Origin of the sequence: Chryseobacterium sp. SIMBA_028 (assembly GCF_046535285.1) — a bacterium.
Taxonomy (GTDB): Bacteria; Bacteroidota; Bacteroidia; order Flavobacteriales; family Weeksellaceae; genus Chryseobacterium.
Genome location: NZ_JAWRWZ010000239.1, coordinates 1 through 275 on the forward strand (window position 1 = coordinate 1; position 275 = coordinate 275).

General features: G+C 32.4%; 1 protein-coding gene. It reads left to right on the forward strand.

The window, feature by feature from the left end:
• On the forward strand, positions 1-197 hold a 197-nt coding region (locus SCA31_RS23290; RefSeq protein WP_410699395.1), incomplete at its 5' end, for a LytTR family transcriptional regulator DNA-binding domain-containing protein.
• Positions 198-275 lie beyond the last annotated feature (78 nt).

The window sequence follows — 275 nt, forward strand, 5'->3', positions numbered from 1 at the left end:
TCATCCATAAATTAAACCCGGACCGTTTTTTTAAAATTAACCGGAAGTTCATCATCAATAAAAATGCGATTATTGAAATTATTAAGCATTCGAGCCAGAAAATAGAGGTGAAGCTTTCTCCGACCCCTGAAATTAATTCAGATGTATTCATCAGTAAAAGACAGGTCACGGAATTTTTAACTTGGCTGAAAAACTGATGGATAAGTTTTGTTAATTTGATTGTTAGTTGTAAACTCAGCAACTGATTTTACCGAACATTTTTTCCTTTTACAATC